26 protein-coding genes are annotated in these 25,916 nt (G+C 61.3%); 17 read left to right on the plus strand and 9 right to left on the minus strand.

Translation table 11 applies throughout. From position 1 onward, the window contains the following. Together QEN71_RS33715 and QEN71_RS33720 are read left to right on the plus strand one after the other, a co-directional pair. Nucleotides 1–942, plus strand: coding sequence for a LysR family transcriptional regulator (locus tag QEN71_RS33715; protein ID WP_201647470.1), 942 nt, complete (start codon nt 1–3; stop codon nt 940–942). A gap of 453 nt (nt 943–1,395) precedes the next feature. Next, nucleotides 1,396–1,659: a hypothetical protein gene (locus QEN71_RS33720; RefSeq protein WP_201647471.1), complete on the plus strand. Its 264-nt coding sequence runs from the start codon at nt 1,396–1,398 to the stop codon at nt 1,657–1,659. Nucleotides 1,660–1,751: 92 nt separating this feature from the next. Here QEN71_RS33720 and argC read toward each other — a convergent pair whose 3' ends face one another. After that, nucleotides 1,752–2,675, minus strand: coding sequence for an N-acetyl-gamma-glutamyl-phosphate reductase (argC, locus tag QEN71_RS33725; protein WP_201647472.1), 924 nt, complete (start codon nt 2,673–2,675; stop codon nt 1,752–1,754). A gap of 129 nt (nt 2,676–2,804) precedes the next feature. Between argC and QEN71_RS33730 the strand changes: the two genes are divergently transcribed. Beyond that, nucleotides 2,805–3,689 carry a LysR family transcriptional regulator gene (locus QEN71_RS33730; RefSeq protein WP_201647473.1) on the plus strand — a complete coding sequence of 295 codons (885 nt, stop codon included), beginning with the start codon at nt 2,805–2,807 and terminating at the stop codon, nt 3,687–3,689. A gap of 34 nt (nt 3,690–3,723) precedes the next feature. Here QEN71_RS33730 and QEN71_RS33735 read toward each other — a convergent pair whose 3' ends face one another. Beyond that, a complete protein-coding gene (locus QEN71_RS33735) occupies nt 3,724–4,449 on the minus strand; it encodes an SDR family oxidoreductase (protein WP_201647474.1) in 726 nt (241 codons plus the stop codon). Between the two features lie 120 nt (nt 4,450–4,569). On the opposite strand from QEN71_RS33735, the gene QEN71_RS33740 reads away from it, so the two are divergent. From QEN71_RS33740 to QEN71_RS33780, 9 genes are all read left to right on the plus strand, one after another. Further along, nucleotides 4,570–5,502, plus strand: a complete 933-nt coding sequence (locus QEN71_RS33740) for a LysR family transcriptional regulator (RefSeq protein ID WP_201647475.1) — start codon at nt 4,570–4,572, stop codon at nt 5,500–5,502. Between the two features lie 248 nt (nt 5,503–5,750). Beyond that, entirely contained in the window at nt 5,751–6,404 is a 654-nt protein-coding gene (locus QEN71_RS33745; RefSeq protein WP_201647476.1) for an isochorismatase family protein, read from the plus strand. 42 nt (nt 6,405–6,446) lie between these two features. Then, nucleotides 6,447–7,817: an FAD-dependent oxidoreductase gene (locus tag QEN71_RS33750; RefSeq protein WP_201647477.1), complete on the plus strand. Its 1,371-nt coding sequence runs from the start codon at nt 6,447–6,449 to the stop codon at nt 7,815–7,817. A gap of 249 nt (nt 7,818–8,066) precedes the next feature. Next, entirely contained in the window at nt 8,067–8,813 is a 747-nt protein-coding gene (gene glnH / locus QEN71_RS33755; RefSeq protein ID WP_201647478.1) for a glutamine ABC transporter substrate-binding protein GlnH, read from the plus strand. 26 nt (nt 8,814–8,839) lie between these two features. Further along, nucleotides 8,840–9,496, plus strand: coding sequence for a glutamine ABC transporter permease GlnP (gene glnP, locus QEN71_RS33760; protein WP_201647479.1), 657 nt, complete (start codon nt 8,840–8,842; stop codon nt 9,494–9,496). Next, a complete protein-coding gene (glnQ, locus tag QEN71_RS33765; RefSeq protein ID WP_290370834.1) occupies nt 9,493–10,230 on the plus strand; it encodes a glutamine ABC transporter ATP-binding protein GlnQ in 738 nt (245 codons plus the stop codon). Before glnP ends, glnQ begins: the two co-directional genes overlap by 4 nt. Nucleotides 10,231–10,240: 10 nt before the next feature. Then, complete coding sequence (locus QEN71_RS33770) at nt 10,241–11,326, plus strand: C45 family autoproteolytic acyltransferase/hydolase (protein ID WP_201647480.1); 1,086 nt, start codon at nt 10,241–10,243, stop codon at nt 11,324–11,326. Further along, nucleotides 11,262–12,260, plus strand: coding sequence for a MurR/RpiR family transcriptional regulator (locus tag QEN71_RS33775; protein ID WP_201647481.1), 999 nt, complete (start codon nt 11,262–11,264; stop codon nt 12,258–12,260). Before QEN71_RS33770 ends, QEN71_RS33775 begins: the two co-directional genes overlap by 65 nt. Nucleotides 12,261–12,440: 180 nt before the next feature. After that, nucleotides 12,441–12,842: a hypothetical protein gene (locus QEN71_RS33780; protein WP_201647482.1), complete on the plus strand. Its 402-nt coding sequence runs from the start codon at nt 12,441–12,443 to the stop codon at nt 12,840–12,842. 12 nt (nt 12,843–12,854) lie between these two features. Here the strand turns inward: QEN71_RS33780 and QEN71_RS33785 are convergent, their stop codons facing one another. The 3 genes from QEN71_RS33785 to QEN71_RS33795 are packed head-to-tail and all read right to left on the minus strand — an operon-like array spanning nt 12,855 to nt 15,702. Further along, the gene (locus QEN71_RS33785) at nt 12,855–13,628 is read right to left on the minus strand and encodes an ATP-binding cassette domain-containing protein (RefSeq protein WP_201647483.1); all 774 of its coding nucleotides are present in this window, start codon (nt 13,626–13,628) and stop codon (nt 12,855–12,857) included. Then, nucleotides 13,628–14,581 (minus strand): ABC transporter permease, encoded by a 954-nt coding sequence (locus QEN71_RS33790; protein WP_377789804.1) that lies wholly within the window; start codon nt 14,579–14,581, stop codon nt 13,628–13,630. The genes QEN71_RS33785 and QEN71_RS33790 overlap by 1 nt, the downstream gene beginning before the upstream one ends. Before the next feature lie 41 nt (nt 14,582–14,622). After that, nucleotides 14,623–15,702 (minus strand): sugar ABC transporter substrate-binding protein, encoded by a 1,080-nt coding sequence (locus tag QEN71_RS33795; protein ID WP_201647486.1) that lies wholly within the window; start codon nt 15,700–15,702, stop codon nt 14,623–14,625. 481 nt (nt 15,703–16,183) lie between these two features. Here QEN71_RS33795 and QEN71_RS33800 point away from each other — a divergent pair, with 481 nt between their 5' ends. The 5 genes from QEN71_RS33800 (at nt 16,184) to aspA (ending at nt 22,870) form a co-directional block, all read left to right on the plus strand. Next, nucleotides 16,184–17,311: an asparaginase gene (locus tag QEN71_RS33800; protein WP_377789662.1), complete on the plus strand. Its 1,128-nt coding sequence runs from the start codon at nt 16,184–16,186 to the stop codon at nt 17,309–17,311. A gap of 165 nt (nt 17,312–17,476) precedes the next feature. Beyond that, nucleotides 17,477–18,391: a LysR substrate-binding domain-containing protein gene (locus tag QEN71_RS33805; protein WP_201647488.1), complete on the plus strand. Its 915-nt coding sequence runs from the start codon at nt 17,477–17,479 to the stop codon at nt 18,389–18,391. 181 nt (nt 18,392–18,572) lie between these two features. Continuing rightward, nucleotides 18,573–19,853, plus strand: coding sequence for a dicarboxylate/amino acid:cation symporter (locus QEN71_RS33810; protein ID WP_201647490.1), 1,281 nt, complete (start codon nt 18,573–18,575; stop codon nt 19,851–19,853). Beyond that, entirely contained in the window at nt 19,850–21,349 is a 1,500-nt protein-coding gene (gene cuyB / locus QEN71_RS33815) for a cysteate racemase (protein WP_201647492.1), read from the plus strand. Before QEN71_RS33810 ends, cuyB begins: the two co-directional genes overlap by 4 nt. A 72-nt stretch (nt 21,350–21,421) precedes the next feature. Next, nucleotides 21,422–22,870, plus strand: coding sequence for an aspartate ammonia-lyase (gene aspA / locus QEN71_RS33820; protein ID WP_201647494.1), 1,449 nt, complete (start codon nt 21,422–21,424; stop codon nt 22,868–22,870). A gap of 9 nt (nt 22,871–22,879) precedes the next feature. Here the strand turns inward: aspA and QEN71_RS33825 are convergent, their stop codons facing one another. From QEN71_RS33825 to QEN71_RS33840, 4 genes are all read right to left on the minus strand, one after another. After that, nucleotides 22,880–23,641 carry an IclR family transcriptional regulator gene (locus QEN71_RS33825; protein WP_201647496.1) on the minus strand — a complete coding sequence of 254 codons (762 nt, stop codon included), beginning with the start codon at nt 23,639–23,641 and terminating at the stop codon, nt 22,880–22,882. Nucleotides 23,642–23,729: 88 nt separating this feature from the next. After that, on the minus strand, nt 23,730–24,482 hold the full coding sequence (locus QEN71_RS33830; protein ID WP_201647498.1) for an amino acid ABC transporter ATP-binding protein: 753 nt from the start codon (nt 24,480–24,482) through the stop codon (nt 23,730–23,732). Beyond that, complete coding sequence (locus QEN71_RS33835) at nt 24,479–25,126, minus strand: amino acid ABC transporter permease (RefSeq protein WP_201647500.1); 648 nt, start codon at nt 25,124–25,126, stop codon at nt 24,479–24,481. The genes QEN71_RS33830 and QEN71_RS33835 overlap by 4 nt, the downstream gene beginning before the upstream one ends. Before the next feature lie 22 nt (nt 25,127–25,148). Beyond that, nucleotides 25,149–25,868 carry an amino acid ABC transporter permease gene (locus QEN71_RS33840; RefSeq protein WP_201647502.1) on the minus strand — a complete coding sequence of 240 codons (720 nt, stop codon included), beginning with the start codon at nt 25,866–25,868 and terminating at the stop codon, nt 25,149–25,151. Between the last annotated feature and the right edge of the window lie 48 nt (nt 25,869–25,916).

The following is a 25,916-nucleotide window of genomic DNA, read 5'->3' on the forward strand; positions in this document are numbered from 1 at the left end:
ATGGAACTGAGCGACATCGACCTCAATCTGCTGGTGCTGTTCCAGCGGCTGATGCAGGAACGGCGCGTGGCGACTGTCGCCGAACAGATGAACATGAGCCAGCCCGGCGTCAGCAATGCGCTCGCCAAGCTTCGTCGTCGGCTTGGCGATCCGCTGTTCGTGCGCGGGCCGGGCGGCGTGGTCCCGACGCCGTTCGCGCTGCGTCTAGCGGAACCCGTCTCGCAGGCACTTGCCACGCTGCATGCGGCGCTCAATCCGATGTCGGGTTTCGATCCGCTACGCGCAATGCGAACGATGACGATCGGTATGACCGATATCGGCGAAGTCGTGTTTCTGCCTGCGTTGCTCGAACGGCTTTCGCGAGAAGCGCCGGGCGTCGCGCTCAACACTGTGCGCAACTCGAGCGTCAATCTGAGCAACGAAATGGCCGATGGTCGAGTGGATCTGGCTATCGGCTTGCTGCCGCAACTCAAAGGTGGTTTCTATCAGCGTCGCCTGTTCGGTCAGCGCTATGTGTGTCTGTTCAGGCGTGGTCATCCGCTAGAGGACGTACCGCTCACGCTCGCTGCGTGGCGCGAGGCCGAGCATCTCGTCGTCGTGTCGGCAGGCACAGGTCACGGTCAGGTCGATGAACGGCTGAAGCGGCGCGGTGTACGTCGTCAGGTGCGACTGACGGTGCCGCACTTCATGAGCGTCGGCTTCATCCTGCAACGCACGGATCTGATTGCTACTGTGCCGGAGCGATTGGCATTGCAACTGGCCGCTCCGTTCTCGCTCAGCATGCGCGCGTTGCCATTGTCGCTGCCCGCCGCGCCGATTCATCTGCTCTGGCACGCACGGGCTCATCAGGATGAGGCCAATCGATGGCTGCGCGGTGTGGTGGTCGATCTGTTCACGGACACGGGAACGCCTGCGCGCAAGGCAAAATCCGTCAAGATGTGACACCCGCTGGCCGATCCGCTTCTTGACGCATGACCATGACAGCGCGAAGAACTGTTGTTATAGAGCGTGCACATGAACACCGGAAAGACGAGTAGCGATTGCAGGACGCCATAGTCACGCGCAAAAGGCAGTGCCGCCGTGCAGAGTATGAGCAATGCCGCAACGTCCGAAATTGGTTTCTCCAGACTCCTAAGCGTTCGGTATTGCGTGTAAATGAACGCCGCGGCCGTGCCAAACAGGAGCCTCCGTCGCGCATGACTGCCGCTGCAGGGTAACAACGACCGCGCTGTCGATAGAAATGGCGTCGCGCGCCGGCGCTCCAGGGTTTGTACCTATTCCGACAACATTCAATTGTTACGCGAGGGCTTAATCACCTCGTTCCTCCGGCCTAGACTGCAAGCACTGAAACGCAAACAGGTGTTTGCGAAGACATCAAACCTGGAGGTAAGGATCATGAAACTCGTTCAATCGCTCGTCGTTGCAGCCGCTCTTGCTATCCCCGCCGTTTCGTCGTTCGCTCAATCGACGGACGCCGCCCAGGCTGCCAACGCACAAATCACGCGTACGGATGTCGGCGGTGTTGCTGATGGCGCGTCGGCATCGGGTACGCAGCATCATGCTTTCCGTAACGCCGTCTCCCGCGTCGGTCACAAGATCGAAGGCTCGATCCGTCCGGATGCGAACTCGGGAATGAAGCCGATCTACTTCGGCAACTAAGCAACCGGGTTCAAGCTGCCTTCGACGCAAGTCTCAAGGCAGCGAAAAAGGCGAGCGCGCGTGGCGCTCGCCTTTTTTTGCATTGTGGTTCGCTACCTGAGCATCAGGTTCAGGTTCTGAACCGCAGCGCCCGATGCGCCCTTGCCCAGGTTATCGAAAACCGCGGACAACAGGACCTGCCCGTGTTCCATGTTGGGAAACACGCTCAGGCGCATGTCGTTCGTACCGTTCAGCGCTTGCGGATCAAGGTGCTTCAAGGCGGACGATTCATGCAGCGGCAACACTTGCACATGAGCCGCGTCCGCATAATGTTTTGCGAGGCATGCGTGCAAGGCGGCGCCATCGACGCCCGGTGCCAGCAGCCGCAATTCGATCGGCACCGTCAGCACGATGCCCTGACGAAACGCACCATACGCGGGCACGAAGATGGGACGCTGCCCGAGCCCGGCGTGCTGCTGGATCTCCGGAGTGTGTTTGTGCGCGAGTTCCAGTCCATATACCTGGAACAATGGCGCGTTGGCGGCGCCTTGCCCCTCGTGTTCCTCCACGCCCGCCCGCCCGCGTCCGGAATAGCCGGATACGGCATGAATGCTCACAGGGTAGTCGCCTGGTATGAGGCCAGCCTGCAAGAGCGGACGCAGCAAGCCTATCGCTCCCGTCGGATAACAGCCAGGATTGGTCACCCGACGCGCATTCGCGATGCGCTCAGCCTGTCCCGTCGACATTTCCGGAAAGCCGTACGTCCAGTCCGGTTGCGTGCGGTGGGCGGAGCTTGCGTCGATGACTCTGACAGCAGGATTCTCGATCGAACCCACGGCATCGCGCGCGGCTGCATCGGGCAAACAGAGAATCGCGATGTCGCACGCGTTGATGGCTTCCGCGCGACGCAGCGGATCTTTGCGCTCCGCATCCGCAAGCGTGAGCAAACTGAGGTCGGTCCGGTTGCGCAAGCGTTCGTGGATCTGTAATCCGGTGGTGCCTTGATCGCCGTCGATGAAAACAATGGGAGCGCTCATACGGGGAATGCCTCGGTGACAGTAGGGTGTGACAGGCAGGACGAGCCTCTATGTTCCATGGAAGGCTAGAATAGGGAAAGTTGAATTTCATGACCTCGACATTCAGTTTTTCTGAATCTGGAACCCGACATGCGAGAGATCAGCCTGGACCGTTTGCGCACGCTCGTCGCGATTGCCGAGCGTGGCTCGTTTGCCGATGCGGCGCGTGCATTGAATCTGGCGCCGCCGACCGTCAGCCTGCATATCGCCGAACTCGAAGACCGCATCGGGGCGCCGCTCCTGTCACGCAAGCGCGGACAGGTCAGGCCGTCGGCGATAGGCGAGGTGCTGGTGGAGCGCGCGCGTCGGCTGCTGGCCGATACGGAGCAGGCGTTAGACGATATTCAACGTCAGGTGCAGGGGCTCGAAGGGCGCGTGCGGATCGGTGCGTCGACGGGCGTGATTGCGCATCTGCTGCCGCAGGCGCTCGAAGTGCTGCTTCAGGACCATCCCGCAATCGACGTTCAGGTTGCAGTGCTCACGTCGCATGAAACGCTGTCCAGACTGGCGGATGGAACGCTGGATGTCGGACTGGTCGCGTTGCCTCAGTCTCCTGTGGCCGGGCTCACGATCAAGCCCTGGCGTCGCGACCCCGTGATGGCCTTTTTGCCGGCGCATTGGCGTTGTCCTGCGCGCATTACGCCTGAATGGCTCGCGTCCCAACCGCTCATTCTCAACGACGCGACCACGCGCCTTTCGCGTCTGACGGTGGAGTGGTTCGCGACCGCAGGGCACCATCCCGTGCCGCGCATTCAGCTCAACTACAACGATGCGATCAAGAGTCTGGTCGCGGCAGGTTATGGCGCAGCGCTGCTGCCGCATGAGGCGTCGACGCCAATACCCGACAGTCGCATCGTCATGCGTCCGCTGCGTCCGGCGTTGTGGCGTCGACTGGGCATTGCACATCGCTCCGGATACGTCGAGCGTTCCACGCAACACGTACTCGATGTCTTGTGGGATCTGCGATTGAAGTAGAGGTTGCTGCTTGCCGTTCAGGTTCGCTTGAGAATCAAAGCAGCCGCAAACCCCCATCGCATTCGATGACGGCTCCTGTCATGAAGCCGTTTTCCATCAGAAACCGCAGCGCGTGCGCGACGTCTTCCGGCTTGCCGACGCGTCTGACGGGAAGCGTTTCAACTTGCTGCGCGAACAGTTCCGTCTTGACGCTCGCGGGCATCTTGTCCCACCACGCCGTATCGATCACACCCGGCGAAACGGCGTTGACGCGCAGCGGCGCAAGTTCACGTGCAAGGGTGCCTATCATGCTTTCTAGCGCGCCGTTGATGGCGCCGAGGCCAGCCGTGCCGGGATTGGCAATGCGAGCGGAAATGGCAGTCACGAACGTCAGACTGCCGCCGCGGCGAAGGCTCGGCAAGCCGGCCTGCGCCGCTTCGAGTTGCGGCCAGAATTTGGCCTCGAAGCCGCGACGCAGGGCGGTCAGATCCAGTTCGCTGAACTGGCCGCCGCCTTCGCCACCCGAGAGCGTCAGCACCAGATGATCGACCGGACCCACGCGCGAGAAGAAACGGTCGAGCGCGGCGCGGTCAGTGCAGTCGAGTGCTTCGCCGACCACACGCCCATGTCCTTCGAGGCCGTCGAGCGCCTTGTCGAGCTTTTCCTGATTGCGCCCGACCGCGACGACGCTCGCGCCGGCAGCCGCCAGCCACGACACCGTTGCCAATCCAACGCCCGAAGAACCGCCCAGCACCACGACTTTCTGATCTTGCCAGTTCATATCGCTGCTCCTGTGGATGTAAAGGTGGGGCAGGCTGTTCGCCATCGGATTCGCGTGTTGCCGTGCTCCCATGGAGATAGAATGCGTGACGCGAACTTATCATTCAAATCGTTCATTGCGATGACCATCATCATTGAAAATGATTTCAGGCATTTCGATCTGAACCTGCTGCTGACCTTTCGTGCACTGTTCGAGGAGCGCAGTGTCACGCGTGCGGCCCAGCGGCTCTTTCTCGGCCAGCCGGCCGTGAGCGGAGCGCTCAAACGGTTGCGTGAGGCGTTCGGCGACGAACTGTTCGTGCGCACGTCGCGCGGCATCGCGCCGACCGCGCGTGCGCTCGAACTCGCGCGGCAGATCGAGCCGTTTCTTCAAACGCTGCATCAGGTATTGACCCAGCCGTCCGTGTTCGATCCGGCAAGCGCGCAACGTGTGTTTCGCATCGGCTTGAGCGATTCGCTGGAGGTGTTGATCACACCCGAAATCATGGATCGGCTGAGCACCCGTGCTCCGAATGTGAAGCTGATCGCGCGGCCCACCGATTCGACGCGCGCGTCCGCCATGCTCGACGACGGAGAGATAGAACTCGCGGTCGGCGTGTTCCCGGAATGCGTGCAGTGGCAGCGCCAGAGAGCGCTATTCGAGTGGCGCTTTGTGAGCGTGTTTAATCCGCGCCTCGTCAAAACGCGCCGCAAGCGTCTGTCGATGGAAGAATTTCTGCGCTATCGGCATGTGCTGACGTCGTTCAGTGGCGGGCTGCATGGATTCGTCGATGAGCGGCTGGAACTGGAGGGACTCAAGCGCAATGTGGTGTTCTCCAGCGCGAGCTTCGCCACGAGTCCGTTTATCGTGCGGCGCACGCCTGCGATCGCGACAGTGCCGGATTTTATCGGCCGCGTGTGGCGCGACGCTTTGGGTCTTGCGATGAGTCCGTTGCCATTCGATGTTCCTGCCTACGAGGTATCGCTGATGTGGTCCGCGGCGCGCGACCAGGACCCGGGACTCGCATGGCTGGCCGACATATTTGCAGAGGCGTTTCAGCAGGGTTTGGCGTAGCGGGCTGGAGCGTCGCGTACCGGCTGCAATCCATGCTGATCCGAACATAGACTCCATGCGTGCGATGGGACGACGACTCGAACAGCACCATCGCGGACAAACCCGGCGGGATCTGGTTTCATAGCGTGGCAAACGCTGCCTTGTGCAAACCCGCACAAGGCCCGATGGTCTTCCTGTGTGAACGGTGCACGGCTTTTCCCGCACGAGGAACTCGACGCGCGCCGTCTTTCCTGACCGGAGTGTGAACCATGAAATGCGATCCCATCGACACCGCAGTCGTCTTTATCGATCCACAAATCGACGTGCTCAGCCCGCTGGGGAAGAACTGGGGCGCGGTCGGCGCCAGCGTGACGGAGAACCGGACCGTCGAAAACATGCTTCAGATCTTCAAGGCGGCGAAAGCGGCGAAGTTCAGCGTTTTCATCTCGCCACATTATTTCTATCCGACCGACCGCGCGTGGAAATTCAACGGCCCGCTCGAGGCGGACGAGTTCTCAACGGGCACATTCGCGCGCACAGGTGCGCTGAATCTCAGCGGATTCGATAAATCGGGTGCTGACTGGCTGGAAGAGTTCAAGCCGTTTATCGACGATGGCGAAACCATTGTCGTGAGCCCGCACAAGGTCTTCGGTCCGCAGACCAACGACCTGACGCTGCAGCTTCGAAAGCGCAATGTGCAGAAAATCGTGCTGGGCGGCATGCTCGCCAATATGTGTGTCGAGTCGCATCTGCGCGATCTCGTCGAGCAGGGTTTCGAAGTCTGCGTGGTCGTCGATGCCACTGCCGGGCCGCGTCATCCCGTCTGGGGCGACGGCTATCAGGCTGCGTTGGTCAACTACGCGTTTCTCGCGCACGCCGTCGTCAAAACGCAAGACGTCGTGGCGGCGATGACGCAACGATAAGTTTCAACAAGCTTCTTCCTGTACATCAAAGGGAATCTGGAAATGGCGACAGTCGAACACTACGAACACGTTTTTCTCGGTGGCGGAAAGGGCGGCAAGAGTCTTGCGATGGAACTCGCGCAAGCGGGACACAAGGTTGCGGTGATCGAGCGCGGCATGATCGGCGGATCGTGCATCAACGTCGCGTGCATTCCGACGAAAACGCTGATTCAGAACGCTCGCATCGCACACATCCGACACCAGCAGGACGGCGCCGCCACCGACATGGCGGCCGTGTCGCAGCGGGTGAAAGCTGTCGTCGATGGCATGGTGGAACTCAACCATGACGCGTTTCGCAAGTCGGGCCTCGAACTCGTGCTCGGCACGGGGCGTTTTGTCGGACCGCGCAGGATCGAGGTGAAAACGAATGATGGTGCGCTGCGTGTGATCGAAGGCGATCATGCGTACATCAATACGGGTACGACAGCCGCGATCCCCGACCTGCCCGGACTGAGAGCCGCCGAACCGCTGACCCATGTCGAAGCGCTCGTTCTGACGACATTGCCTGAACATCTGATCGTGATCGGCGGAGGCTATATCGGACTGGAAATGGCGCAGGCGTTCCGAAGACTCGGCAGCAAGGTCACGTTGCTGCAAAACGCGCCGCGTGTTGCCACGCGAGAAGACGAAGACGTCAGCGATGCCATCGAAGCGGCCCTCAAGGAAGACGGCATCGACATTCGAACGGGTGCGAAGCCGACCGGCGTCACCGGCACGTCGGGCAGATCGGTGACGGTTGCGCTGGAGGGCGGCGATTCGATAACGGGCACGCACATTCTCGTCGCGGCGGGACGCACGCCTGTCACATCGGGAATCGGACTCGATGCGGCTGGCGTCGAGCTGGACGCGCGCGGCTTCATCAAGACGGACGAACGTCTCGCCACGACGGCCGAACGTACGTGGGCTATCGGCGAAGTCGCGGGTACGCCGATGTTCACTCATGCATCGTTCGACGACTACCGCGTGCTGCGCTCGCAACTCGCGGGCGGCAATGTGACGACCAAGGACCGCATCATTCCCTACGCGCTCTTTATCGAACCGGAACTCGGACGCATCGGGTTGAACGAGTCGGAAGCCAGGGCAAAAGGGATCGCGGTACGCGTCGTCAAACTGCCGATGGCGGCGGTGCCGCGTGCGCGCACGAACGGCGCGACGAAGGGCTTCATGAAGATGTTGATCGATGCGCAGTCGGACGCGATTCTCGGCTTCACGATGCTCGGCACCAATGCCGGCGACGTCGTGACGGCCGTGCAGATGGCAATGCTCGGCGGACTGCCGTATCAGCGCGTGCGGGATGCCATCATCGCGCATCCGTTGATTTCAGAAGGGCTCAACATTCTGCTGGCGAAGGTTCCGGAGCGAACCGCTTCCTGACGCGCAGTGTCATGTCCAGGTCGTCGAATCGCGAAGGCGCGATGCGCCAGGCCGATTGATCTGCGTTGAACGACGGCCGCTTGCGGCTTTCGTTCAACCCTCTAGCGACCGATTCTCCTTTTTCTAGGGGTTAACCCGTTTTGCAAGCCGAATTGCGCGCGACCCTATTGCGCAAATTAATTTGCGAACAGATACTCAGCGCAAATCGGTTTGCTGTCGTTCGATCAACCCCACCCCGAAGAGGTCGTCATGAAACTCGTAGCAAAGCTCGTCGCGGCTGCACTTGTCGCCGTTTCCGTCCTCGGTCACGCCGCGCGGGCCGAGACCTTGCTGGTCGCCTGCGACACGGCGTTCGTGCCGTTCGAATTCAAGCAGGGCGACAAGTACGTCGGCTTCGACATCGATCTGTGGGAAGCCATCGCGAAAGATCTGAAGCTCGACTACAAGCTGCAGCCGATGGACTTCAGCGGCATCCTGCCTGCGCTTCAGACACACAACGTCGATGTCGCGCTTGCAGGCATCACGATCAAGGACGAGCGCAAGAAAGTGATCGATTTCTCCGACGGCTACTACGACAGCGGCTTTCTGCTGATGGTGCCGGCCACGAGCGCAATCAAGGGACCGGACGACCTGAAGGGCAAGTCGCTCGCGATCAAGACGGGTACGTCCGCTGCGGATTACGCGAAGGCGCACTTCGCGGGCACCGAATTGCGCCAGTTCCCGAATATCGACAACGCCTATCTGGAACTGCAGACGGGGCGCGTCGATGCGGCGATGCACGATACGCCGAACGTCCTCTACTACATCAACACGGCCGGCAAGGGACGCGTGAAGGCAGTCGGTCCGCAAATGATGGCGCAGCAATACGGCATCGGCTTCCCGAAGGGTAGTGCGCTGGTGCCCAAGGTCAACGCGGCGATCGCGAAGATCAAGGCCGACGGACGCTATGCGGCGATCTACAAGAAGTGGTTCGGCGTCGAACCGACGAAGTCCTGATACGCATCGACAGCGGGAGAGAAGTCATGCAGTTCGATCTGTCTGTCATCGTCGATGCGCTGCCCGCGCTGCTGCAGGGCGCACGGCTCACGGTGCTGATTACCATCGCGGGCCTTGCTGGAGGGCTGGCCGTCGGTTTTCTGTTCGGCCTGATGCGCGCCTACGGCAATGCGTTCATGCAAAAGATCGCCTTCGCGTACGTGGAATTCGTGCGCGGCACGCCGATCGTCGTGCAGGTGATGTTCATCTATTTCGCGCTACCCGTGCTGCTGAATGTACGCGTCGATGCGTTGACGGCGGCCGTCGTGTCGATCGTCGTCAACTCGGGCGCCTACATTGCCGAGATCGTGCGCGGCTCGTTCCTGTCGGTGCCGCGCGGTCTGAAGGAAGCAGGACTCGCGCTCGGCATGCCGATGTGGCGCGTACTCGCGTTCGTCATCGGACCGATCGCCATTCGCCGCATGACGCCGTCGCTGGGCAACCAGTTCATCGTGAGCCTGAAGGACACGTCGCTCTTCATCGTGATCGGCGTCGGCGAACTGACGCGCCAGGGCCAGGAAATCATGGCCTCGAATTTCAGGGCGGTTGAAATCTGGACAGCAGTGGCCGCGATCTATCTGTGCATGATCGGCGTGCTCACGTTCTGCCTGCGCACGATGGAAAGGAGGATGCGGATACTATGAGCGCACTCGACATGGTTCAATTCAGGCAGGTTACGAAACGCTTCGGACAGACTACCGTGCTCGATAGCGTCGATCTGAACATCGGTACCGGCGAGGTCGTGGTGCTGATCGGTCCGTCGGGTTCGGGCAAATCGACGCTGCTGCGATGTATCAATGCGCTGGAGCATATCGACGGCGGCGATCTGATCGTCGACGGCATCAGCGTGCTGGGCGGCACGAAGAAGGTCCGTGAGATCCGCCGGGAAGCGGGCATGGTGTTCCAGCAGTTCAATCTGTTTCCGCAACTGACGGCGCTCGAAAATGTCGCGTTCGGTCCGCGTCAGGTACGCGGCATGAGCAAGGACGAAGCTGAAGCTTTGGCGCGTGAACTGCTCGCGAAAGTCGGCCTCGCGGAGCGCGTCGGACACTACGCGAGCGAGTTGTCGGGCGGACAGCAGCAACGTGTGGCGATCGCACGCGCGCTCGCCGTCAAGCCGAAGCTGATGCTGTTCGACGAGCCGACGTCCGCACTCGATCCTGAACTGCGTCAGGAGGTGCTGCGCGTGATGCAGTCGCTGGCGGAAGAGGGTATGACGATGGTCGTCGTGACGCACGAGATGGCGTTCGCGCGCAGGGTCGGCACGCGGCTCATCTTCATGGAACATGGTCATATCGCCGTCGACGGCCCGCCTGCGGCGCTGCTCGATAACCCGCCTAATCAGCGGCTGCGCGATTTCCTTCAACACGTCGAGTGATTCCGTTCACATGCCTGCACTTGGTTATATAGAAGTTTCCGGTTCGCCCTTCGAGGCGGGCCAGGCGTTGGGGCGCTTCGGCGCCGCTGCCGTACATCGTCATCTCGTGCAGTCGGCTGCCTGGCACGATGTCATGCGATCGCGCGGTACCCCGCTTGCCGCCGCGCTCGCCACGCAGGCGCAGCAGTGTTTCCCGCGCGTCTGGTCGGAGTTGCAGGGGCTCGCCGAGGGCCTCGCTTTGCCGTTCGAGGACGTCTTCCTGTGGAACTGCCGGGGGGACGTCTGGGCGTCGGCGCCTGACGGCTGCACGACGGTCCAGTTGCCTGCAGCTGACCATAAGCGCATCACTCACAACGAAGACGGCGATCCCGGTTTCGCGGGACATTGCGCGATCGCGCAATGCCATATCGACGGCAGCCCCGGCTTCGCCGCGTTCGTTTATCCGGGCTCGTTGCCGGGTCATACATTCGCCGTCACGGATGCAGGTCTTGCCGTCACCGTCAACAATCTCCGGCAACTCGAAGCGCAGGCAGGCGTGCCGCGTATGGTGCTCACACGCGCCGTGCTGGATGCGCGCGATCTCGATGCCGCGGTCAGCGTGTTGCGCGACCATCCGCGCGCAGGCGGTTTTCATCTGACGCTCGCGCACCGTGCGAGCGCCGCGTTGTTGAGCGTGGAGTTCAGCGCGCACGGTTGCTCGGTGCAGGAGGTGACACGCCCGTCGCTGCATGCGAATCATGCGATCCATCCCGCGATGAGCGGATTTGCGCAGCGCGTGACGGATTCGTCGCGTCATCGGCAGGCACGCGGCAACGCGCTGCTGCATGAAGCGGATCGTTCCGGGTACGAACCCGACCCGCTCGCGATCCTCGCCGACACGCACGATGCGTCGCTGCCGATCTATCGCGCGGATCCCGCCGATCCCGACGACGAAAACACGCTTGCAACCGCCGATATCATGATCAGGGCGTCTCACATAGAATGGGACGTTTATGAACAGCCGGGGACGCCGCCCCGATATCGAATGATCGATGGACACAGACAAACGAACGACACGCCGCAAGGCTACGAGCAGCGACGACGCGAAGGCGCCTGACGCGATCGGCACTGCACCGCGCAGTGTCGACGGACTGCGCGAGCTGATTGTGCGCATCGGCCGCGACGAGGCGGGCGTTTCGCTCGGCGGCAAGGCGCATACCGTGCTGGCCAGGCTGCTCGAACGGCCCGAGGAAGTGGCCGTGCGCACCATTACGGATCTGGCGACTTCGCTCGACGTCAACGCGTCGACGCTGACGCGTCTGAGCACGAAACTCGGCTACACCGGCTTCGCGGATTTTCAGAGCGTGTTCCGCGATTCACTTGCGCAACGGCATCGGCATTTCTATACGCATCAGGCGGAACGGCTCGTGTCCGGGCAGAAGACGCGCGAACACGGCGGCGCGCGTCCAGAGGGAGCGCCTGAAGTCGATGTCGTCGCGCAACTCGCGCGTGAATCGATCGGCAATGTCGAGACGTTTCTTTCGCGACTGTCTCCCGTCGATCTGCGCGGCGCGGCAACCTTGCTCGCCGACACACCGCGCGTGCGCGTGCACGGGTTGCGGCAGTTCAGCGCGTTGGCCAGCTTCCTGTGCTATGGGCTAGGCATGATCCGCACGGATGTCGCCTTGCTCGATGCGCAAGGTCTCGGTGTCGCGGAAGGTCTCGCCCAGTTGCAACCCGGCGATGTCGTCGTCGTGACGAGCGTCGCGCCCTATACGCGCAGCGTCGCCGAAGCGGCCGTAGCAGCCGCAGAGGCCGGCATGATCGTCATCGCGATCACCGATACGCTCGCATCGCCGCTCGTGCCGCCCGCCCGTCACGCCTTTCTGATTCCGCACGACAGCAGCTTCTTCAGCAACAGCATGGGTGCGTATCTGATTTTTTGCGAAGGCTTGCTCAATCTCGTCGCGACACATCTTGGCGAACGCTCGCTGGAGGCGCTGTCGCGGCGTGAGCGCCTGATTACGGCGTTGGGGATCGAGCGGGACTGACGCTATCGGCGCCGCGCGAAATTGCGAAGACGTAAGCAGCGCAGGCATTCGGCGAAAGTGAAGGCGTTCGCCGGGCACGTCGCGAGGGAAATGGGACAATGACGGACATCCGCCAGGACCGATTCCGTCCTACGAATCAGGGCGCGGCGTGGTCAATGTTCCATCGACGGGGAGTGCATCATGGCAAGCGAGTGGACACGCCGGTTCAAGCTGTTCGTTCAGCGTTTCTGGCAACCCACCAGCGCATGCATGACCTGTATGCCGGGCAGTTGGGGCAACATTTTGAGCGCGGTGCACTGGGCCATTGCAATCAGGACGGGATTGCTGACGGGCCTGCTGGCTGTGCTGCTCACGTTCACGCCGGCCGCAAAGCTCTTTACGCATCGATACGGCAATGCGCTGATCGTCGCCTGTCTGACGGCCCTGGGCGACGCCTACTCGCATAAGAGCCACTACCGTATTCCTGCTGTCGAGCACATCGCGACGGGCGTTGTCTCCGGTCTGATCGCGCTGGTCGCGTCATACCTTCTCGAAGATCGCGCGCGGCGGATTCGCGCGGTGTGGACGCGCGTCTTCGGTTAGTGTCAGTCGACGCTACGAGGTCTGCCCACGCATCGCCCGATACTCGCGCCGGACGATATCCATCAACTCGGCAACGGATGTGCTGACCGACTCCCGTTCGTACGTCACGCGTCCACGCTGCATGAGCATCACGCGATCGGCGATGTCGAGCGTCTGCGCGTAGTTGTGCATGATCATGATGATCGAAAGATCGCCTTTTTCCTTGAGCCGCAGGATCAGGTCGATGATCAATCCCGCCTCGCGCGCGCCCATCGCGGCCAGCGGTTCGTCGAGCAACAGGATCTTCGCGTTCGAATTGACCGCGCGCGCCACCGCAATCGCCTGACGTTGACCACCCGAAAGCTGCTCGACGGGCAGATCCACGGAAGGCACGTGCACGCCGATTTCTTCGAGGCATTCCGCCGCGCGCCGACGCATCGCCTTATGGTTGAGCAGGCGGAACGGACCGGGCCGAATGATCTCCCGGTTGAGAAACATGTTGTGGTAAATGCTCAGCGAATTGGCGAGCGCGAGATCCTGATACACACATTCGATACCGAGCGCGCGCGCATGATCGACCGAGCGCAGCAAGGTTTCCTCGCCGCCGAGATACAGCCTGCCGCTCGTCTGCTGATGAAAGCCGGTGAGAATCTTGATGAGCGTTGATTTGCCCGCGCCGTTGTCGCCGAGAATGCCGAGAATCTCGCCCTGGCGCAAAGTTAGCGACACGCCGTCGAGCGCCGTCACCGCGCCAAAACGCTTGACGATATCTTCTCCGCGCAGCGCCTCCGACGGCACCGAGGACATCACGATCCTCCTTTGCGCGCGAGACGGACGACGTGGATGTTGAAGATCATCGCCGCGAGAATGGCCGCGCCGAGAATCATGTTGAACGTGAAGGCGTTGATGCCGATCAGCGTGAAGCCGTCGTTCAGGATGCCGAGCACGGCCGCGCCGATCAGCCCGCCGATGATCGTCCCCGAGCCGCCCGCGAGCGGCGTGCCGCCTATCACCGCGGCCGCCACGGCGAGGAACATGATCTGGTTGCCGCCCGCTTGCGGATCGATCGACGAAATGCGGAAGCCTTCGAGAATGCCCGTGAAGCCCGCGAGCACGGCTGCCAGGATGAAGTTGCCGAGCTTCAGACGCCGGACCTGAATCCCTGCCTCGCTTGCGCCGAGCGGATTCGCGCCCGACGCGATCGTATGCAGCCCCCAGCGCGTGTGACGCAGCGTGATGTGCATGATCGCGGCCAGCGCGATCGCCCAGAGGATTTCGCTGTATCCCCATGCGCCCATGAATTCGGCGAACATGCCGTCTTCGGGCGGCGAGACGGGCGTGCCGCGCGAGATCGTCAGCGTGAAGCCGTTCACGAAGAACAGCGTGCCGAGCGTGGTGACGAACGACGGTATGCGCAGATACACCGACACCGCGCCATTCACGAGCCCGATCAGGCCTGCCGCCACGATCCCGGCGATCACGGCGAGCCACGCCGGCGCGCCCGCCTCGTGCGCGAAATGCATGACGAACGGCGCGAACGCGAACACCATCCCGGCGGAAAGATCGATCTCGCCGCCGATCATCAACATGATTTCGCCGAACGCGATGATGGCGACGGGCGCGATGAACTGCGACAGGTTCTTGAGACTCGCGTCCGTCAGCAGGAAGTCGTGGTTGGCCGTTTCGAAGTAGGCGCACAGAATGACCGCAACCAGCAGGATGCGAATCTCGCTCGAGCGCACGATCGACCGCGACCACAGTCGCGGCCGTTGCGCCTTGCTCGTATCCGTCACGGAAGACGTCACCCCTTGATCGCTCCCGAGCGCGGCACGATTTCAGGCTTCGTGCTCTTGCCTTCGTAGCGTGTCGACGTGTTCAGATAAGGATCGACCGAACCCTTCGTCACGAACTTCAGGCCGGTGTTCACGTTGGCCGGCCCGACGAGACCGCCCGACGCAAGATACACGAACGCCTGCACCACGGTATAGAAACCTTGCACGTAAGGCTGCTGATCGATCGTGAAGTCGAGAAAACCGTCGTGGATCAACTGGACCGTGCGCGGCAGCAGATCGAAGCCGCCGCCATGCACGCCTTTCGACGGCAGGTTGTTTTCCTTCATCACCTCGGCGACGCCTTGCGTGCTGCCTGCATCGACGGCAAACATGCCTTTTAGATCCTGGTGACCGAGATAGAACGACTTGATCTTCGACAGCTCTTCGTTGACCGTCGCGCCCGTCGCGATGGTCTGCACGTCGATCTTCTTGCCCGACTTCTTGATCGCGGCCGTGGCGCCGTCGAGGCGCGGCTGGATGTTGAGCTGACCCGGCGTCGCGATGAACAGGCCGACCGTGCCGCTGTCGATCAGGCTCGCGATGCGTTCGCCCATCTGATAGCCGGACAGATACAGATCCTGGCCGATGTAGCTCAGCCGCGGATTCGTCGAACCCTGCGGCGCGTCGGCGTTGTAAGCGAACACGGGAATCCCGGCGTCGAGCGCGGCCTGGATCGGTTTGTCGAACGCTTTCGGATCGACGATCGGCACGGCGATCGCGTCGGCTTTCCCGGCGATCGCGGCGTTGACGGCGTTGACCATCTCGGCGATATCGGCGTTGGCCGAACCCGACCACTGATAGTCCATGCCGAGCAGGGCCGTGGCGTCCTGGATGCCGTATTGCGTCGGAACAAAAAACGGATTCGTCGTCACGTGATTGACGAAGACGATTTTCCAGCGCTTGTGCGCGGGAAACGGACCGCCTTCGGCTGCCATTGCCGGGGTGACCACGCCACCCAGCAGCGCCATCGCCGCGCTCAGGGCGGCGCCTTGCAGCATGCCGCGACGCATACTTTGAACTTCGCCTTTCGATTCTTGCTCACTGGCCATGTCATCCTCCGGACTTCGAGTTATCAAATGACTAGCTGCGCATGACGACGCGGTGCGAGAAAGCATCAATACCGGGCAAATTCATCGTACACAATTCCATGCGCACGCTCCTCACCGCCCCGCAGAAAATGCTATATCACGCCCTTCGCGTGAATAATCAACGTATACCCTAGAAGTAGTCAGACTATTAGTGCGTGGCGATACCGCCGGTTGATTGACCTTTCAGCCTCGAGATTTCCGGTGGTTGAATCGGAGGATGACGGTTAGGGATCCGATGCGACGCCCGCCGCGCGACTAGTGGTTTTCCCCTCCTATGCGAGCGCCGCATACGGGCATGCACACCCGGCATCATCGTCTTTTTCTTCGTGCCTACCATCCGTTCTGGCGCGTGTGGCGGCCGTGATCCACCGTATCGAACGCGCACACGCCAATCAGATTCGCCCCTGCGTCCACACGATTCTTTACCGGTGCACATGCCATCATGAATACCATGCCACGACTCGTCACATCGTCCTGCCTCACCGTCAGTGCTTTACTGATCGCCGCATGTATCGCGCTTCCCCTTTGTTCGACGGCGGCCCAGGCTGCCGACACGGCGACAACTTCGAACAGTCGACAGAGCCTTCCCCGTGTAATCGTCCTCGCAACGGGCGGAACGATATCGGGAACCGCGGACGCCCGGTCTGCGATCGGCTACAACTCGGGCGAACGGACCGGGAAGCAGTTGATCAAGGACGTCCCGGACATCGGGAAATTCGCGACGATCAGCGCGGAACAGATTTCGAATGTCGGCTCGCAAGACATGAGCGACGGCATCTGGTTCCAGCTGGCGAAGCGTATCGATGAGATCTTCGCCAGGGGCGAGGCAGAGGGTGTCGTGATCACCCACGGTACCGATACGATGGAGGAGACGGCCTTCTTCCTGAAAAACGTATTGCACTCCCGTCAGCCAGTGGTCCTGGTCGGATCGATGCGGCCGGGCGGGGTGGTCGGTGCCGATGGCCCGAACAATCTTCTGGAGGCGGTGGAGGTTGCTGCCAGCCCGCAATCGAAAGGACGTGGAGTCATGGTCGTCATGAACGACACGATTCATGACCCACGCTGGATCACGAAGACGAATACGACTTCGGTTCAGACTTTCATGTCCCCGAACGCCGGTCCGATCGGTTACGTGGACCCGGCATCCGTCCGCTACGTCGCGCCTGCCACGGAAGCTCGCCCGTCAGGCTTCACGCTGCCTGCAGCCGGCCAGTTGCCTCGCGTGGACATCGTCTATGCGCACAGCAATATGGATGCATCGCAGATCGATCATGCCGTCGCTGACAACGCGAAAGGCATCATCGTTGCCGGTGTCGGCGATGGCGACGTCTCCAAGGCTGCATTGTCTGCGATGGAGCGTGCGGCAAAGATGGGAATCGTCGTGGTTCGCGCTTCCCGCGTTGGGACAGGATTCGTGAACCGGAACGTCGAGATCGACGATGACAAGAGCGGCTTCGTTGCATCGCTCGATCTCAATCCGCAGAAGGCCCGCCTGTTGACGCAATTGCTGATCGCAAACGGTGTCACCACGCCTGCGAAAGTGCAGGATGCGTTTTCGACTACGTATTGATTTCAGGTGTGCCGTGCTATCCGAACCGCGTCCCTTGGGACGCGGTTGCTTTCGTTTACGGCGTAAGCACGGCCTGGGCAGCGCATGACGGCGGGCGGGCGCGGTTAGAATGCTGGCGTCGCCGCCGGGCGCGACGTTCGTTCCACACAAGGCTAGCCGCGCGTCATGGAAATCAAGTGGATTGAGGACTTCGTTGCCCTCGCTCAATACAAAAGCTTCTCTCGCGCAGCGGAATTCCGGAATGTGACCCAATCGGGATTCAGCAGGCGCATCCAGTCGTTGGAGCAATGGGTCGGCGCCGAACTGATCGACCGCAGCAGTTTTCCGCCCGTGTTGACGCCGGCGGGTCAACTGTTCAGAGAGGTGGCTGACGACGTCCTGAACAAGCTCTACGACACGCGCGCGATCATCCGTACCGAGCAACGGATCGCCGGCAAGAGTCTGCAGATTGCGGCCGGACATACCATCGCGCTCAATTTCCTGCCCGCATGGCTAAAAGCCCTTGCCACGCACTTCGGCGAAGTCCGCGCGCGGGTTGTGCCGACCAACGTACATGACTCGATCCTGATGCTCGTGAACGGCAATTGCGAGTTGATGTTTGCGTACCACCATCCCGAGCTTCCCCTGCATCTCGACCCCGTGAAGTATGAGCACGTCACGGTAGGCATCGACACGCTCATGCCGGCGAGCAGGCCGAATCAACGCTCCGCGCCGATGTATCGTCTGCCCGGAACAGCGAAACAGCCGCTATTGCATATCTCTTACACGGAGACGAGCTACTTCGGACGGTGTCTTTCGCTTCTGCTGGGTCGAGCTTCGAGTACACCCGCATTGAGCCTTCACTACGAATCGGACATGGCAGAAGTCCTCAAGAAGCTGGTGATGGAAGGTGAGGGAATCGCCTGGCTTCCGAGGAGCGCAATCGCAGCGGAACTCGATAGCGGAGAACTCGTTCCCGCCGGACCGTCCATGTGGAATCTCGAGATAGAGTTGCGTGTCTATCGCGACGCATCCAATCGCAATGAGTTTCTCGACTCGCTGTGGCAGCACCTTCGAGCGGTTTCTCCCGTTGCCGGCTAGGGTTTTCCCGGCTTATGCGAAAACAGCATGGCCGCATGCAGCACCGGCATTCACGTCTTTTTGATCATCTCTACCATCCGTTCTGACTCTGGCGCGACGTGTGACGGGCGCCGTGCGGAACCTCTTCCCGCGCATGACGATCGCGCCGCGACCGGCATGCGTCACTCAAGGACGGATGGAAATGAAAAATCGCCTCACTCTGAATATCGCGGCCGGGATGGTGCTCGGCGTGATCGCGGGCTATGTGTGTCACACGAGCCTGTCCGACCCTGCAACCGTGAAGGCCGTGGCCGGGTACTTCTCTATCGTCACGGACATCTTCCTGCGGCTCATCAAGATGATCATCGCGCCGCTGGTCTTTGCGACGCTCGTGTCCGGGCTTGCGGGCATGGACAGCGGCCAGGATGTCGGGCGGATCGGTCTGCGCTCGGTTGGCTGGTTCGTCTGCGCGTCGCTGCTGTCGCTGAGTCTCGGCCTCGTTCTCGCGAATCTTCTGCAGCCGGGCGCAGGATTGCATCTGGTCGAGAGTGCGGCAGAGGTCAACACGGGGTTGAACACATCGGCGTTGAACGTCAAGGATGTCATTACCCACGCGTTTCCGACCAGCTTGCTGGACGCAATGGCACGCAACGACATCCTCCAGATTCTCGTTTTCTCAGTGTTCCTCGGGCTTGCACTCAGTGCACTGAAGCGTGACGAGCGCGTGAAGATCGTCGTGCACGCGATCGACGGAATGGTGCCCGTCATGCTGCGTCTGACGAACTATGTGATGCGTGCCGCACCGCTGGGTGTGTTCGGTGCGATCGCATCGGCTGTCACGTTGCGCGGCGTGGACGTGCTATACACGTACGGCAAACTGATTGGCTCGTTCTATCTGGGGTTGGCGCTTCTGTGGACGATTCTCATCGCGATCGGCTATGTGTTCCTCGGACGTCGCGTCGGAACGTTGCTCAAGGCCGTGCGTGAACCCGCGATGATTGCGTTTTCCACTGCGAGCAGCGAAGCAGCCTATCCGCGGCTTACTGAACAACTGGAGCGGTTCGGCGTGGACAAGAAGGTGGTCGGCTTCACGCTGCCGCTGGGCTACGCGTTCAATCTCGACGGTTCGATGATGTATCAGGCGTTCGCGGCGATCTTCATTGCGCAGGCTTTCGGTGTCGACATGCCCGTCTCGCAGCAGATCTTCATGCTGCTGGTGTTGATGCTGAGCAGCAAGGGCATGGCCAGCGTGCCGCGCGGCTCGGTCGTCGTGGTTGCGGCAGTGGCGCCGATGTTCCACCTGCCGGCTGCCGGCGTGGCGATGGTGCTGGCAATCGATCAGATCCTGGACATGGGACGGACCATGACCAATGTCATCGGCAACAGCGTCGCGACGGCGGTCATTGCGAAATGGGAGGGCGCGCGCCAGCCGCAATCCGACGATGCACCTTTGTTCGACCAGGCGGAGGTCGGAGCAAAATGACGCCGGTGATCAACGAACACAGGCGCAAGTACGGGATCGTGGGCGGCCTCGGACCGTTGGCAAGCGCAGATGTGTTCTTCAAGCTCGTGAAGGCGTTGCCGCCGTCGACGGATTCGGAACACGCCGATCTGATTTTCCAGCAGCATCCGTTTCGCAGCGGCGGATCGGGTAGTGCGGCAACGACGGAACGCAAGCTGTATATCTTCGAGATGATTCGCGACTTCGAGAAGCAGGGCGTGACGACGGTCGTGCTTCCGTGTTTCCTCAGTCATACGTTCATCGACGAACTGAAGACGAACACGAGTCTGCAGATCGTGGATATGGTCGATGCCGTGCGGCAGCACATTCGCAAACGCATGCACGGTGCGAGACGGATCGGAATCCTTGCGTCCGACTTCACGCGAGAGAAGCGGCTGTTCGAGCGTTATTTCGAGTCGCCCGAGTTCGAGGTCGTGTATCCGCGTCTGCACGATGGCGTCGATCTGGTGACGGAAGCGGTGTACGGGCAGGAGGGTATCAAGCGCGGCAATCTGCGCGGCCGTCCCGTCGAATTGCTGCACAGGGCGTGTGCCGATCTGATCGAACAGGGCGTCGATGTCATCGTGCCCGGCATGACGGAAATCGCACTCGTCGCGGACGAAATTCGCGTGTTGAGTGTGCCGCTGGTCGATTCCAACCTGGTCTACGCACAACAGGTCGTGTCCGGCCAGTATGACTCGCCTTCGAGCGTCTTCAAGGTAGGGGTCGTGGGCGGCGTGGGTCCGGCCGCGACCATCGACTTTCTCGACAAGGTCGTGCGCAATACACCCGCAAAACGCGACCAGGATCACATCAGGCTGATCGTCGAACAGAATCCGCAGATTCCAGATCGCACCGAAAATCTGATCGGCGACGGGGCGGATCCCACCGTCTCGCTGTATGCGACGTGCAAGCGGCTGGAAGAGGGCGACGCCGACATCATCGCGATACCCTGCAATACCGCGCATGCGTTCGTCGAAAGGATTCAGCCGTATCTCGGCATACCCATCGTCAACATGCTGACGGAGACCGTGCGCTACGTGCGCGAGTCCTGGCCGGATCATCGCGACATTGGCGTGCTCGCGACATCGGGAACGATTGCGAGCGGCGTATATGAAAAAGCGCTCGAATCACAGGGTCTTCGTCAGATTGCGCCCAACGCGATGCTACAGGGACGCGTGATGGAAGCGATCTACGGCAAGCGCGGCGTAAAAGCGGGATTCACCACGGGAAGATGTCAGGAAGATATCGCCGATGCAGTCGAAGGACTGGTCGCCCAAGGCGTGGAAATCATCATTCTTGGCTGCACCGAACTGCCGCTTCTTCTTCCGCTCGCCGAATACATCGGCAGGAGCGGCACGCATGCAAGACTCGTCGATCCGACCGACGTGCTTGCCCGGCGATGTATCGCCTATGCGACTACAGCAAGCGAAACCGCGCGCGCCGCCACCACGCCGCTCCCGATCCTGCAGACCTGACGATTCCTCCGCCGTTGCTTCCGCGACGGCGGCGTCATCCGCGTATTCCCACATATCCGAATGGAGCCGTACATGTTCAATACCACCGAGCGCACCGAGCGTATCGAGCACGACCTTCTTGGCGATCTCGCCGTACCCGATGCTGCCTACTACGGCGTCCACACGCTGCGTGCACTCGCCAACTTTCCTATCACAGGGATTCCAATCTCGACGTATCCGAACCTCGTCAACGCGTTGGCGAGCGTGAAAGAAGCCGCAGCGATGGCGAACCATGACCTCGGTTTGCTTGCCGGGCACAAGATGAACGCGATCGTCCACGCATGTCGTGAGATTCGCGCCGGTGTCGCGCATGACCAGTTTGTGGTGGATGTCATTCAGGGCGGCGCGGGTACTTCGACCAACATGAACGCAAATGAAGTGATCGCGAATCTGGCGCTGGAACATCTTGGTCACCGGCGCGGCGACTACTCGATGTTGCATCCCAACGAGGACGTCAATCTCGGTCAAAGCACGAATGATGTGTATCCGACTGCCCTGAAGATCGCGACCTACATGGGGATCGTTCAGCTGGTGCACGCGATGGGCGTATTGCGTCACGCGTTCGAGCGCAAGGCGGAAGAATTCCGCGACGACCTCAAAATGGGGCGCACGCAGCTGCAGGATGCCGTTCCCATGACACTCGGGCAGGAGTTCAGCACGTTCGCTGTCATGCTGGGAGAAGACGAAGAGCGGCTCCTGGAAGCATCGAAGCTGATCTGCGAGATCAACCTCGGCGCAACGGCCATTGGAACGGGCATCAACACGTCGCCGGACTATGCGCCCCTCGCGTGCCGGCACCTTGCCAGCATCACGGGCATACCCGTTACCACATCGCCCAATCTCGTCGAGGCGACCCAGGACGTCGGCTCATTCGTCCAGTTGTCGGGCGTGCTCAAGCGCGTCGCGATCAAACTCTCCAAAACGTGCAACGACCTTCGTCTTCTTTCGAGCGGTCCGCGAGCGGGTTTTGGCGAGATCAACCTTCCGCCTGTTCAGGCAGGTTCGAGCATCATGCCGGGCAAGGTTAATCCGGTCATCCCGGAAGTCGTCAACCAGATTGCATTCGAAGTCATCGGCAACGATGTCACGGTCAGCTTCGCGGCAGAAGCCGGTCAGTTGCAGCTGAATGCTTTCGAGCCGCTTATCGCGCACAGCATCTTCAAGAGCGTCGCCCATCTGCGGGCGGGATGCCTCACGCTTGCATCGAGATGTGTCGATGGCATTACTGCGAACCGCGATCGACTTCATTCGCTGGTTGAGAACTCGATCGGTATCGTGACTGCGCTCAACCCCTACATCGGCTATACCAACGCGACGCAGGTTGCGCAGCAAGCGTTGCTGTCGGGGAAGAGCGTTGCTGAGATCGTCATCGAAACGGGCCTGCTCAGCCGGGCGCAACTCGATGAGATCCTTCAACCCGCGATGCTGACCGAGCCGAGAAGGGCACTCGCCTTCGACAGTGGCGCGCTGGAGCAGGGTTGATAGACGGCTTCACGTACGCATGGACGGCTGCGACAACGCCTTCGCCGAGGCAATCAGATCGTCGAGCATCGCGGCGCGCTTGGCGGGATCGGTGTCGCGCCCCGTCATGAAGCACAGCGCCGCGATGGGCAGGCCGGTCCGATCGCGCACGGGCGCGGCCATGCAGAGCCGGAAGGACATCGAAAGACCCTCCGTGCAGCAATAGCCTCGCGCTGCCGCGTCGCGAACGTCCTGCATGAAGGCGTCGAATCCGATGCGGCGACCGTCGTCCAGAACGTAGTCTTCGTCGGGAATCAGCGCGTGGACGTCATCGTCGGTCAGATGTCCGAGCAGCAGGCGGCCCGTCGCTGTCCACGGAATCGGCACCCTCACGCCGATATCGGAGGTGATGTTGAACGGGCGCGCGCTGTTCTCCGACAGCACCACCGTGTACTTGTTGCCTTCGAGCATGCACAGCTGCGTGGTCTCGTCGTACTTGCGCACGAGACCGAGTATGGTCTGATGCGCGCGGCTGATGAGATCGTTGTGCATCGCGTAATCGGCGCCGTAGTAGTGCATCTCGCGCCCGAAAAACACGCTGCCGTCGGCGGCCGTTTCGAGCCAGCCCGCCTCCGTGAGTATCGTGACCAGCTCATAGACGCTCGAACGCGGTGCACGCGTCGCCTCGATCAGCTCGCGCATCGTCAGCGGACGCCGCGCAACATGCAGTTCTTTGAAAATGCCGATCACGCGGTCCACGCCCCGGGCCCGTGACGATTCTGGTGCAGACATTACGTAGACTCCGTCGGCGATAGAGATCGCGCGTTTCGTTCTTGTGTTGTTGTCGTTCGTTCTTTCTTTCGCGATGGATCCGATGCGATCAGTGATCGAGCACGCGATGCAGGAACTGTTTCGTCCGTTCGTTCTGCGGCGTGACGAAGATTTCCTCCGGCACGCCCTGTTCGGCGATCACACCTTTGTCCATGAACACGACGCGGTCGGCCGTCTTGCGCGCGAAGCCCATCTCGTGCGTGACGACGACCATCGTCATGCCGTCGCGCGCGAGGCCGCGCATGACTTCCGTCACTTCGCCGACCAGTTCCGGGTCCAGCGCAGAGGTCGCTTCGTCGAAGAACATGATGCCGGGCTCGACCGCGAGCGCCCGCGCAATCGCGACACGCTGCTGCTGACCGCCCGACAACTGGCTCGGATAATGTTCGGCGCGATCGGCGAGGCCCACGCGGTCGAGCACGTCCATTGCGCGTTTGCGGGCGTCGGCGGGACTCATCTTGCGCGCCTTGATCAGCGCGAGCGTCACGTTGCCGAGCGCCGTCTTGTGCGGAAACAGATTGAACTGCTGGAACACCATGCCGACGTGACCGCGAATCTCCTTCGCGCGGCGCACATCGTGAAGCGGTACTTCGTTGACCCAGACTTCGCCCGAATCGGCCGTTTCGAGACCGGCCATGATGCGCAGCACCGTGCTCTTGCCCGACCCGGATGCGCCGATCAGCACGAGCACTTCGCCGGGGCGCACTTCGAGATTGATCTCTTTCAGCACCTTCGTCGCGCCGAACGATTTGCTGACGCCGTTCAGATTGATGACGGGCTTCGACCCGATGGATGTGGTCATGACAACACGCTCCTACGATCATGGTGGCGCACCCACTGCGACAGCGGGAAACACACGACGAAATACAGCACGGCGACGAGTCCATAGATTTCGACCGGCTTGCCGACGCGATCGACGATGGCCTGGCCGCCATGCATCAGTTCCGACATGCCGATCATGCTGACGATCGACGTGTCCTTGATCAGCGACAGGTACTGGCCGATCAGTGGCGGCAAGACGATCTTGCCCGTCTGCGGCAACACGACCGAAAAGAACGTCTGCGTCTTGCTGAGACCGAGAATCTGCGAGACTTCCCATTGGCCTTTGGGCACGGCCTCGATGCCCGAGCGGAACACTTCGGCGATATACGCGCCCTGGTACACGCTCAGGCCGACGACACCCGCCGCGAACACATCGATCGCATAGCCGAAGTACGACACGCCGAAGTAGATAAACATCAGCGTGATGAGCACGGGCGTGCCGCGAAAGAGTTCGGTGTAGAGCTTTGCGACGCGCGCGCTGCCCCACGGTCCGAACGAGCGCAACACGGCGGCGAGCAGACCGATCAGCGTGCCGCCGACAATCGATGCCGCGGAAAGCAGCAAGGTCGCGACCAGTCCCTGCAGCAGGATCGACAGGCTGGTCGTCAGCAGTTCGGTTGACATGGACGGTTTCCCCTTCGATGGTTCAGGTGCGGTTCGCCTGACGCGGAATCAGCAGAAGCCGCCGGCGCGTGTGCTGCTTGAGCATGAGGGGCGGGTGGAACACGCGCGCGCCGATCTGTTCCGCGATCCATGACAGGCAGTTGCTCAGGATCAGATACGCGATCAGCGTCACCGAGAACGTCTGGATGTAGAGGAGGGTGCGCGCATTGATCACGGTCGCCGTGCCCGTCAGTTCAGGCAACGCGATCGCAGACAGCAGCGACGTGCCGAGCAGCAACTGGATCAGGTTGTTGACGATGGCGGGATAGACGGCTCGCGCCGCTTGCGGCAAGACGACTTCGATGAAGACCTGCGAACGGCCCAGGCCCAGAATGCCGGCTGCTTCGATCTGTCCGCGCGGCACCGACTGAATGCCGGCGCGAAAGACTTCCGCCATATACGCGCCCACATTCACGCCGAGCGCGATCACGCCCGCCGTGTACGCACTCAGGTTCAAACCCAGCGACGGCAGACCGAAGAACACGATGAATATCTGTAGCAGCACAGGCGTATTGCGGATCAGCTCGATATAGCCGCGCGCGATGATGCGCAGCGGCACGAGATGCGAAGCGCCCGCGAGCGCCGTCAGCAAACCGAGAATCAGCGCGACGCAAAATGCGAGCAGCGTGACCTGCAACGTGAGCCACGCGGCCTGAAAGAACTCGGGCACATAGCCCCACAGGGTCAGCCATTGATAACTCATCGCCATTCCTTCGCAAAGTCGTGCCGGTGCATGCGCCGCGCGTTCGTG

The sequence above is a fragment of the Paraburkholderia sabiae genome (assembly GCF_030412785.1).
Taxonomy (GTDB): domain Bacteria; phylum Pseudomonadota; class Gammaproteobacteria; order Burkholderiales; family Burkholderiaceae; genus Paraburkholderia; species Paraburkholderia sabiae.

Bases quoted from the DNA above. Each gene is read 5' to 3' on its own strand.
- QEN71_RS33715 (WP_201647470.1), top strand. From the start codon at position 1: ATGGAACTGAGCGACATCGACCTCAATCTGCTGGTGCTGTTCCAGCGG.
- QEN71_RS33720 (WP_201647471.1), top strand. From the start codon at position 1,396: ATGAAACTCGTTCAATCGCTCGTCGTTGCAGCCGCTCTTGCTATCCCC.
- argC (WP_201647472.1), bottom strand. From the start codon at position 2,675: ATGAGCGCTCCCATTGTTTTCATCGACGGCGATCAAGGCACCACCGGA.
- QEN71_RS33730 (WP_201647473.1), top strand. From the start codon at position 2,805: ATGCGAGAGATCAGCCTGGACCGTTTGCGCACGCTCGTCGCGATTGCC.
- QEN71_RS33735 (WP_201647474.1), bottom strand. From the start codon at position 4,449: ATGAACTGGCAAGATCAGAAAGTCGTGGTGCTGGGCGGTTCTTCGGGC.
- QEN71_RS33740 (WP_201647475.1), top strand. From the start codon at position 4,570: ATGACCATCATCATTGAAAATGATTTCAGGCATTTCGATCTGAACCTG.
- QEN71_RS33745 (WP_201647476.1), top strand. From the start codon at position 5,751: ATGAAATGCGATCCCATCGACACCGCAGTCGTCTTTATCGATCCACAA.
- QEN71_RS33750 (WP_201647477.1), top strand. From the start codon at position 6,447: ATGGCGACAGTCGAACACTACGAACACGTTTTTCTCGGTGGCGGAAAG.
- glnH (WP_201647478.1), top strand. From the start codon at position 8,067: ATGAAACTCGTAGCAAAGCTCGTCGCGGCTGCACTTGTCGCCGTTTCC.
- glnP (WP_201647479.1), top strand. From the start codon at position 8,840: ATGCAGTTCGATCTGTCTGTCATCGTCGATGCGCTGCCCGCGCTGCTG.
- glnQ (WP_290370834.1), top strand. From the start codon at position 9,493: ATGAGCGCACTCGACATGGTTCAATTCAGGCAGGTTACGAAACGCTTC.
- QEN71_RS33770 (WP_201647480.1), top strand. From the start codon at position 10,241: ATGCCTGCACTTGGTTATATAGAAGTTTCCGGTTCGCCCTTCGAGGCG.
- QEN71_RS33775 (WP_201647481.1), top strand. From the start codon at position 11,262: ATGGACACAGACAAACGAACGACACGCCGCAAGGCTACGAGCAGCGAC.
- QEN71_RS33780 (WP_201647482.1), top strand. From the start codon at position 12,441: ATGGCAAGCGAGTGGACACGCCGGTTCAAGCTGTTCGTTCAGCGTTTC.
- QEN71_RS33785 (WP_201647483.1), bottom strand. From the start codon at position 13,628: ATGTCCTCGGTGCCGTCGGAGGCGCTGCGCGGAGAAGATATCGTCAAG.
- QEN71_RS33795 (WP_201647486.1), bottom strand. From the start codon at position 15,702: ATGGCCAGTGAGCAAGAATCGAAAGGCGAAGTTCAAAGTATGCGTCGC.
- QEN71_RS33800 (WP_377789662.1), top strand. From the start codon at position 16,184: ATGAATACCATGCCACGACTCGTCACATCGTCCTGCCTCACCGTCAGT.
- QEN71_RS33805 (WP_201647488.1), top strand. From the start codon at position 17,477: ATGGAAATCAAGTGGATTGAGGACTTCGTTGCCCTCGCTCAATACAAA.
- QEN71_RS33810 (WP_201647490.1), top strand. From the start codon at position 18,573: ATGAAAAATCGCCTCACTCTGAATATCGCGGCCGGGATGGTGCTCGGC.
- cuyB (WP_201647492.1), top strand. From the start codon at position 19,850: ATGACGCCGGTGATCAACGAACACAGGCGCAAGTACGGGATCGTGGGC.
- aspA (WP_201647494.1), top strand. From the start codon at position 21,422: ATGTTCAATACCACCGAGCGCACCGAGCGTATCGAGCACGACCTTCTT.
- QEN71_RS33825 (WP_201647496.1), bottom strand. From the start codon at position 23,641: ATGTCTGCACCAGAATCGTCACGGGCCCGGGGCGTGGACCGCGTGATC.
- QEN71_RS33830 (WP_201647498.1), bottom strand. From the start codon at position 24,482: ATGACCACATCCATCGGGTCGAAGCCCGTCATCAATCTGAACGGCGTC.
- QEN71_RS33835 (WP_201647500.1), bottom strand. From the start codon at position 25,126: ATGTCAACCGAACTGCTGACGACCAGCCTGTCGATCCTGCTGCAGGGA.
- QEN71_RS33840 (WP_201647502.1), bottom strand. From the start codon at position 25,868: ATGAGTTATCAATGGCTGACCCTGTGGGGCTATGTGCCCGAGTTCTTT.